This is a genomic window from Micromonospora sp. KC721, from assembly GCF_004348355.1.
Taxonomy (GTDB): Bacteria; Actinomycetota; Actinomycetes; order Mycobacteriales; family Micromonosporaceae; genus Micromonospora.
This window is the reverse complement of sequence record NZ_SMJY01000227.1, coordinates 1-8,992: the sequence shown is the minus strand read 5'-3', so window position 1 is coordinate 8,992 and position 8,992 is coordinate 1. Positions and strand designations below refer to the sequence as shown.

The 8,992-nt window shown below is 70.2% G+C and carries 8 protein-coding genes and 1 pseudogene; 8 read left to right on the top strand and 1 reads right to left on the bottom strand.

Annotated features, from left to right (window positions below):
• The 8 genes from E1182_RS31775 to E1182_RS26690 all read left to right on the top strand — a co-directional run.
• On the top strand, window positions 1-205 hold a 205-nt coding region (locus E1182_RS31775), incomplete at its 5' end, for a hypothetical protein (RefSeq protein ID WP_207921530.1).
• Between the two features lie 13 nt (window positions 206-218).
• Window positions 219-1,253: a GntR family transcriptional regulator gene (locus E1182_RS33100; protein ID WP_371687607.1), complete on the top strand. Its 1,035-nt coding sequence runs from the start codon at window positions 219-221 to the stop codon at window positions 1,251-1,253.
• Window positions 1,145-1,783, top strand: coding sequence for a response regulator transcription factor (locus E1182_RS26715; protein ID WP_207921529.1), 639 nt, complete (start codon window positions 1,145-1,147; stop codon window positions 1,781-1,783). The genes E1182_RS33100 and E1182_RS26715 overlap by 109 nt, the downstream gene beginning before the upstream one ends.
• Before the next feature lie 47 nt (window positions 1,784-1,830).
• Window positions 1,831-3,039, top strand: coding sequence for a sensor histidine kinase KdpD (locus E1182_RS26710; RefSeq protein ID WP_132270349.1), 1,209 nt, complete (start codon window positions 1,831-1,833; stop codon window positions 3,037-3,039).
• Between the two features lie 78 nt (window positions 3,040-3,117).
• The gene (locus tag E1182_RS26705) at window positions 3,118-4,707 is read left to right on the top strand and encodes an amino acid adenylation domain-containing protein (RefSeq protein ID WP_132270347.1); all 1,590 of its coding nucleotides are present in this window, start codon (window positions 3,118-3,120) and stop codon (window positions 4,705-4,707) included.
• Window positions 4,704-6,071: a hypothetical protein gene (locus E1182_RS26700; protein WP_132270344.1), complete on the top strand. Its 1,368-nt coding sequence runs from the start codon at window positions 4,704-4,706 to the stop codon at window positions 6,069-6,071. Before E1182_RS26705 ends, E1182_RS26700 begins: the two co-directional genes overlap by 4 nt.
• A gap of 17 nt (window positions 6,072-6,088) precedes the next feature.
• Entirely contained in the window at window positions 6,089-6,856 is a 768-nt protein-coding gene (locus E1182_RS26695) for an enoyl-CoA hydratase-related protein (RefSeq protein ID WP_132270342.1), read from the top strand.
• 111 nt (window positions 6,857-6,967) lie between these two features.
• Window positions 6,968-8,461, top strand: a complete 1,494-nt coding sequence (locus E1182_RS26690; RefSeq protein ID WP_132270340.1) for an RICIN domain-containing protein — start codon at window positions 6,968-6,970, stop codon at window positions 8,459-8,461.
• A gap of 111 nt (window positions 8,462-8,572) precedes the next feature.
• On the opposite strand, the pseudogene E1182_RS31320 reads toward E1182_RS26690, so the two are convergent.
• A pseudogene (locus tag E1182_RS31320) lies at window positions 8,573-8,992 on the bottom strand (pectate lyase); the annotation flags it as partial.

The window sequence follows — 8,992 nt, the reverse complement described above, 5'->3', positions numbered from 1 at the left end:
GGCGGGATATGCGGCCATGACGGTCGACAATGAGGACACTGTGGAGCCCCCTGCGAACAGTCCGGTTCCCGCGCTGCCGCTGGTGCTGGTCCATCGCGTGAAGCGACAGGTCGGACTTCCTCCGTTGATGTGGGTGCGCACGGTCGCTTCCCCGGTGGCCGAGCCGGAAACGTGCGATTGCCGCCGCACCGGACGACGGCCGTGAGGGGGGCCATTCGGTGTGGCATCTGAGCCTGTCAATTGGCAGCGGCTCGCGTGAGACATTGGCGGTGCAGCTCCGTAACGCGCTACGCAGGCAGATCGAGGAGGGTGCGCTGCGCCCCGGCACCTGCGTCCCGTCGGGCCGCCAGCTCGCCGCGGATCTCGGCGTGTCCCGCTCGGCGCTGATCCCGGACCAGACGCCCACGCCTGAAGTCTGGGATTTGCGCGTCGGCGGCGCGGACGTCTCCACCTTCCCACCCACGCCAGGACTGGATTCGCTGCGTCAGCTCGGTGATCAGCTCCGCGGGCCGCCGGGAGCAGGGCGATGCCCCTCCCTCCGGCCTGCCAGGTGGTCCGGCACACCCTCGCCGGATACCCGGGCCGGGTCCGAAGGGATCCTCACCTGCCCCGAACGGCTGATGATCACCTCGGGATTCGCCCAGGGACTCGCGCTGCTCTGCCGCGTACGGCGCGACCGTGCCCACGACGCGGTGGGTCCGGACATCCGGGGAAGTGGGAGTCATCGCCGACGCCGGGCTGCGCCCGGTGGGCGTCCCGGAAGGATCAGGACGGCATCGTGGTCGACCACCTGGCCGCCAGCGGCGTCCGGGCCGTGCTCACCATCCCGGCCAGCCAGTTCCCGACCGGGGTGGGGCTCACCGCGCGACGCCGGGGCCAACTGGTCGTCGTGCGCTCGAGCACGCGTCGGTGGGGGAGTCGACCCCTGCCGGGTCGGCAAGGTCAGCGGGCCCGTGGGCACACCGATTCGCTTGGTGTCACGACGGATTTGTCGACAGCGCCCGCAGAGTTTGGAATCATTCCAAAATATTGATGTATCCCTATCCTGGTGCGCTCTACCAGCCTCCATGACAATCGCCGCAACGGGTGTCACTATATTGGAGTGGAGGAGAGCTCAACTATTGACTCGTGTCGGATTCTCCTCATGGAGGACGACAACGAACTCGCCGAGATGCTGGTCGACCTGTTCGCTGTCGAGGGCTATTCCACCGACCACGTCGCCGACGGTCAGCGTGGCCTCCACCTCGGACTGACCCGGTCGTACCGGGTGATCGTCGTGGACCGCGGACTGCCCGCGCTCGACGGCCTGGACGTGGTCGTACGGCTGCGCCAGCGGGCCGTCGACGCCCGCATCCTGATGCTGACCGCGCTCGGTGACACCGCCGACCTCGTCGACGGCCTCGACTCCGGGGCCGACGACTACCTCGCCAAGCCGTTCGAGGTGCCGGAGCTACTGGCCCGGATCCGGGCGCTGACTCGGCGCGTCACCGACGACGCCGACACCATCCCCCTGGGGACGGCCCGGCTCGACACGGCGCTGCGTGGCGTCCGTTTACCCGGCGGAGGATTCGTGCCCCTGTCCGGCCGCGAGTTCGCGCTGATCCATTCGCTGGCGCTACGCCCCCGGGCGGTGCACAGCCGCGCCCAGCTGCGTCGAGTGGTCTTCGACGGCGCCGACTCCGAGTCGATCGTGGACACCTACGTGCACTATCTCCGTCGCAAGTTGGGAACGGCCGTCGTGCGTACCGTGCACGGGTTGGGTTACCAGATCGGCACCCTGTGACCGCAGCGGCGCAGGATCGCGAAAGGCGTATTCTGCGCCGCGCTCGGATGTCCGTGGCCGCGAGCCTCGTCTTCGGGATCTGCGGCACGTTCCTGCTCGTCGGCGTTCTGATCCTGCTGGCCGCCGGGCACCGACAGGACAGCGCCGTCGACCGCTCTCTCGGCCACGCCCTGCGCCGCGGTAATGCCGGCCACGCACAGTCCGGCCTGTGGCTGTTCGTCCTGCCCGGCGAGGGGTGTGGCGCTCCTGCCGATGCGCCCGCGGGCTTCCCGCGCCGGGGCTCGATGCAGACCGTCGCGACGTACGGCGGCACGCTGGAGGAGATTGTTTCGGGCAACGGCACCGTCTATCGGGTACGAACCGAGCGGTTCGGGACCGAGGTGAGGCAGGCGGTACTCGACGAGCGCCGACAGCGACAGGACCGACGGCGATGGGTGGCCGGACTGACCGGCGGCGCTCTGGCGACCCTGATCGTCGCGGTGCCCGTCAGCGCGGCGGCAGCCCGTCGGGCGATAGATCCGGTGGCGGCACTGCTCGCCCTACGCCGCCGGTTCGTCACGGACGCGAGCCACGAACTACGGGCCCCGCTGACCCGGTTGCACACCCGCAGCCAACTGATGCTCCGAGGTGCGGACGATCTGTCCGAGCCGATCGCGTCCGAGCTGCGCCGCCTGGCGGCCAGCACCCGCGAACTCGGCGAGGTCCTCGACGACGTGCTGCGCGCCGCCCGGCTGCGGTCGGGGGTGCCCGAACGCGAGCGGATCGATCTGGCCCCCGTCGCCGCCGAGCTGCTCGCCGCCGAGGCGGGACGCCTGGCGGAGCGCGGGCTGAGTGCGGTGCTGTGGACGGGAGCGGAACAGCATCAGGTGCTCGGTGTCCGCACCGCCCTGCGGCGGGTGCTCTCCGCGCTGGTCGACAACGCCATCGGCCACACCCCTGCGGGAGGCCGGATCACCATCCGCATCGCCACGGTCGACGACGGCCGTACGGTGGAACTGACCGTCCGGGACACCGGAGTCGGCTTCGACCCGGCGCGACACCCTGAAGTCTTCGACCGCTTCGCCCGGGGTGCCGGCAGCCGGGGCTACGGCATCGGGCTGGCCCTGACCCGCGAGGTCGTGGAGAGCCACGGCGGCACGATCACCGCCGCCGGCCGGCCGGGCCGGGGTGCCCACTTCACCGTCCGGCTGCCCGCGGCGCCGCCCGTTTCCGACGCGTCCGCCCGGCGTAATCAGTGCTGCGTCCGCGCGCTCTAAGAACGTTCTGAGAATTATTTTCGACCATCGATGTGTGTGCGGTGGGCGCCGCGCACCGTCGATCGGAGGACATGACGGATGCATCAGCAGCTGATCGAGCGGACCTTTGCCTGGTCCACGGCCCTACTGGACCACCTCGGCGACCGGGACCGCCATCTGTTCCAGCGGTACGGCCAGGGGCCGGTCGTGGCGCTGCCGGAGACCCGCGTCCACCACGCCGTCGAACGGCACGCCGCCGCCCGCCCCGACACCGTCGCCGCCGAGCACCTCAGCGCCACGATCACCTACGGGGAGCTGGACCGGCAGGCCAACCGGCTCGCCGCCCACCTCGCCGAGCTGGGCGTACGCCCCGGCGACAACGTGGCGGTGTTCGTTCGCCGCGGCATCCCCATGCTCGTCGGAATCCTGGCGGCGTTGAAGGCCGGTGCGGCGTACGTGCCGCAGGACGTCGGCCTCGCCCCGCCCACCCATCTGCGTCATGTCATCCACGCCGCAGCCACCCGGGTCATCCTGACCGTGTCCGCGGCCGCCGACCGGATACCGGTACCGGCCGGACACCACCTCGTCGCGGTGGACTCCGTGATGGCGCGGCCTCTCGGCCGCTGCCCGGACCGGTTCGTCCCGACCGAGCAGCCGGGCAGCACCGGCGAGAACTGCTACGTGCTGTTCACCTCCGGCACCACGGGACGGCCCAACGGAGTCGTCGTCACCCACCGCAACGTCTGCAACATCCTGCTCACCGCACCGGGAAACCTCGGCATCCGGCCGGGTTGGCGGGTCGGTCAGCTCCTCAACGTGGCCTTCGACATGGCGGCGTGGGAGATCCTCGGCTGCCTCAGCCACGGCGCCACCCTGGTCATCCGGGGCCGGGACATCGCCGCCACCGCCGAGCGGGTCGACGCGCTCATCGCCACCCCGACCATCCTCAGCGGCCTCGACCCCGACCGGTGCGAACAGGTGAAGGTGGTGGCGGTGGCCGGTGAGCCCTGCCCCCGGTCGCTGGCCGACCGGTGGGCCCGCCGCCGTGTCTTCTACAACGCGTGCGGTCCCACCGAGACCACCATCGTGAACACGATGCACCGTCACGACGGGCACGCCGCCCGCCTGACCATCGGCCGCCCGACCCCCAACAACACCGTCTACGTCCTCGACCCGGCCGGTCGCCCCTGCGCCATCGGCGACGTCGGCGAGATGTGGGCCGGCGGCGACTGCGTCTCCGCCGGCTACCTCGACAACCCGCAGCTGAACGCCGAACGCTACGCCCCCGACCCGTTCCTCGGCGGCGGGCGGTTGATGTTCCGCACCCGGGACCTCGGCCGCTGGACCCCGGACGGGCAACTGGAACACCTCGGCCGAACCGACGACCAGGTGAAGATCCGCGGGTTCCGGGTCGAACTCGACTCCGTCTCCGCGGTCCTCGAGTCCGTACCCGGCTGCCGGCGGGCGGCCACCCTCAAACTCGACGACCGCACCCTCGTGTCGTTCGTCGCCCCCCACCACGTCGACCCGGAGGTGGCGAGGCAGGCCGTCGCCGCCGCCCTGCCCTACTACTGCGTCCCCACCACCATCCATCCGATGGCCGCGTTGCCCGAAACGAGCCGCGGAAAGATCGACAAGGCGGCCCTGCTGCGGCTGGCCGCCTCCGGGCAGTGGGAGCAGGCCGCATGAGCGTGATCAGTCCGGCCGGCACCCCGGCCCCGCCCGCCGCTGCCGACGGGCCGAACCTGACCCCGGTCCCGCTGCCCCCGGCCACGTCGCTGCCCCGGCGTATTCTCAAGCATCCCCGCCTGATGCACCATCACCGCCTGGTCGCCCTCGTGCTCACGGCGAACCTGGCGCTGCTCGGACACGCACTCACCCACGGCGGCTGGTGGTCGACCGGCCCCATCAACCTCACCGCCATCTCCAACGTGGTCCTGGCCAACTTCACCCTCGCCATCCTCATCCGCCAGCAGTACGTCATCAATCTGCTGTTCTGGCTCGCCACCCGGGCGCCCACCCGGTGGCCACTGAAGATCCGTTGGACCCTGGCGAAGGTGTACCACTTCGGCGGGCTGCACGTCGGCGGCGCGCTCGCCGGGACACTGTGGTTCCTGGTCCTCGTCGGGTCCGCCACCACCGCCGCGTACCGGGGCGAACCCGTGCCGGACGGCTTCCTCGTGGTCTCCTACCTCCTGCTCGGGCTCCTGGCTGTCATCGTCATGACGGCGCGACCGAGCTACCGGGCCCGACACCACGACCGGTTCGAACGAATGCACCGCTTCGGCGGATGGGCCGCGCTGGCCCTGTTCTGGGCCCAGACGGTGCTCGCCGTCCGGGCGGACCCCGACCGGATTCCGTCGACCGCACCGCAGATCTGGGTCCTCGCCCTCCTCACCACCAGCGTCGCCCTGCCCTGGCTGCGCCTGCGCAGGGTGCCGGTGGAGATCACCCGGCCCTCCCGCCACGTCGCGGTGGTCCGGTTCGACCACGGCGTGACACCCTTCGCCGGGTCCTCCACCGCGATCAGCCGCCGTCCACTCTGGGAGTGGCACTCCTTCGCCAACGTGCCCACTCCCGGCGAGAACGGCTTCCGGCTGACCATCTCCCGGGCCGGCGACTGGACCGGATCGTTCATCGACGACACCCCCTCCCACGTCTGGGTCAAGGGCATCACCACCGCCGGGGTGGCCAACATCGAGACCCTGTTCACGAAGGTGGTCTACGTCGCCACCGGCAGCGGCATCGGGCCCGTACTGCCCCACCTGCTGGCCCACAAGGTCCCCTCCCGGCTGGTCTGGGCGACCCGTAGCCCACGGGCCACCTACGGCGACGCGCTGGTCGACGAGATCCTCGCCGACCAGCCGGACGCGATCGTCTGGGACACCGCCGAACACGGCAAGCCAGACATGGTGCAACTCGCCTACACCGCGTACGCGGCATTCGGTGCCGAGGCCGTCATCTGCATCTCGAACAAGAAGCTGACCTGGCAGGTCGTGCACGGCCTGGAACGCCGCGGCATCCCGGCGTACGGCGCCATCTGGGACTCCTGACCGGAGGGGAAAGCCACATGAACCACATCAAGATCGAGCGACGCGGCCGGGTCGTGACGGTGTACCTGCACCGGCCGGAGGTTCTCAACGCCCTCAACACCGAGCTGATGACGGAACTGGTCGACACGCTGCGCCCGCTCGACCGCGACCCCGACGTGGGCTGCTTCGTCGTCACCGGCTCCGACCGGGCCTTCGCCGCCGGCGCCGACATCCGCGAGATGGCACCGAGGACATCGGTGGAGATGCTCACCGAGGACTTCTTCGCCGGCTGGGACGCCTTCGCCGCACTGCGTACGCCGAAGATCGCCGCAGTCGCCGGTTACGCCCTGGGCGGTGGCTGCGAACTGGCGATGATGTGCGACCTGATCTTCGCTGCGGACACCGCCCGGTTCGGCCAGCCGGAGATCAAGCTCGGTGTCATCCCGGGCATCGGCGGCACCCAGCGACTGACCAGACTCATCGGCAGGTCCAAGGCGATGGACCTGATCCTCACCGGCCGGCTGATGGATGCCGAGGAGGCGGAACGCGCCGGCCTGGTCGCCCGGGTGTTCCCCGCCGAGCGGCTGCTGCCCGAGACGGCGGCCGTGGCCGAGACCATCGCCGGGTACGGCAAGCCGGCCGTGATGACCGCCCGCGAGGCGGTTGACCGCGCCCAGGAGGTCGGGCTGCGGGAGGGGCTGCTCTTCGAACGACGCGCGTTCCACGCCCTGTTCGCCACCGAGGACCAGGCCGAGGGCATGCGCGCGTTCCTGGAGAAGCGGCCCGCCCGCTTCCGCGGCCGGTAGGGCCGGCTCGGCGCGTAGCGTCCGCCCCTCGGCCGGCGCCGGAGATATTGACGACGACCTAACTCTTGGGCACGCTCATCAGTTACATCACCTAGCAGATGGGCCACCACCATGCCACGAACCGGTAATACCAGCGCCTCGTCGGCGCGTTCCCGTTCCCTGCGTCGGATCCTGGTCAGCGTTGCCAGTGCCCTGCTTCTGGTGCCGGTCGTCGCGGTGGCCGGTGCGTCGTCGGCCAGTGCGGACACCAGTCAGTTCAGGGGTGTGAACTGGGCGGTGCTCGGCGACAACTTCGTGGAGGGTCTGCTCGTTCTGGACGGGTTGAGCCAGTCGGACAGCTACGCGACGGTGCGGGCCAAGGCGGATGCGGTCTACCAGGGTTTCGACAGTCAGCTCGGGGTCAACACCGTCAGGTTGCCGGTCAACACGCACACGGTCGGTTCGTCGTGGTGGAACGCGTATCGCGGCACGATCGACGCCGCGACCGCCAGAGGGTTCAAGGTCATCCTCGCTTACTGGGAGGACGGGGCCGCGTCGGGCGGTCGGATCACGAACACGGCTGCGTTCAACTCGATGTGGGACGCCGTGACCGGCGCGTACGGCTCCAACGGTTTGGTCTACTTCGAGCCGATGAACGAGCCTCACGGTTACAGCGCCGCGGAGTGGATGAACCTCGCGGCCTCGTGGATCAACGCCCGCCCGTCGGTGCCGAAGGGCCGCATCCTCGTCAGCGGCACCGGCTACAGCACCGACCTCAGGCCCTTGTGCGGCGACAGCCGGTTCAACGGCACCCTGTTGTCCTACCACCATTACGCCTTCATGTTCGGCACGAACGACTACGCCGGCTGGCGCAGCCACTTCGAGGCCCGTCTGGGCTCCTGCGCCTCGCGGGCGATCCTGACCGAGTTCGGTGCGCCCATGGATACCGGCCTGAACTACAACGACGCCGCCAGCACCAACAACTTCGTCCGGCACATTCGCGCGGTCACCGACAGCATGCGCGCCCGCAGCATGGGTTCGGTCTACTGGCCCGCGCTCGGCGGCAAGATCACCGCCGGACAGAACCACGACTGGTACTCCATGTTCGCGCTCCGGGGCAGCGGCACGGATCTGACCGTGAGCATCCGTAACTCCACCGGCGCGGACCGCCTCCGGCACGGCTGGGGTGACGGCGGAGGTGGCACCGCGACGGTCACCCTCACCGCGCGGCACTCCGGCAAGTGCGTCGACGTGATCAGCGCGTCCACCGCGGACGGGGCCGAGGTCGCCCAGTACGGCTGCAACGGCGGCAGCAACCAGCGTTGGGAGTTCCGCAGCCTCGGCGACGGCTACCACCAGATCGTCGCCCAGCACTCCGGCAAGTGCCTCGAGGTCAACGGCGCCTCCACCGCCAACAGCGCCCGGATCACCCAGCGCACCTGCACCAGCGCACAGAACCAGCAGTGGCAGACGCAGGACGCCGGCAGCGGCTACGTCCGCGTCATCGCCCGCCACTCCGGCAAGTGCCTCGACATCCCGAGCAGCTCCACCGCCGACGGCACCCGCCTGATCCAGTACACCTGCGGCACCGGCCAGAACCAGCAGTTCCTGCGCAACGCGGCCTGAGCTCGACTCATGACGCGGCACCGTGACCCGGCGCCCACGTGAATCGTCGGTGCCGGCCCCCGGTCCGTTGCCCGCTCTTGTGATCCGGAGCGGGCAACGGACCGCGGGCTGCTACCCGCCGTAGGTCTCGAACTCGGCGACCCGGGGCGTGCCGGTCGAGCTGGTGATCTCGAAATTGATTTTCAGCAGTGAGGTCCGGGGAAGGTCGATCGTGCCCGCCCCGCTGCCGGTGGCCAGGACCTGGCCGGTGTGATGGTTGACGACCCGCCAGGTTCGGATTCTGCCCGCGGAGTCGGACGCCTCGCGGATGACGATCCTGGAGACCGTGGCGGGGGACAACCACTTGATCGAGATGCGCCCGGTCGTGCCCTCCGGGGACCAGTAGGTGCGCAGGTCACCGTCGCGCACGTCGCGGTAGCTCCTTCCGCTGGCCTTGGTGGAGCCGTCCGCCTCGGCCGCGATGCTGAGGTTGGGTCCGCTGGGCGCGGTCGGTACCGAACTGGGGGTGGTCGGGGCCGGTCGGGTCGGTTG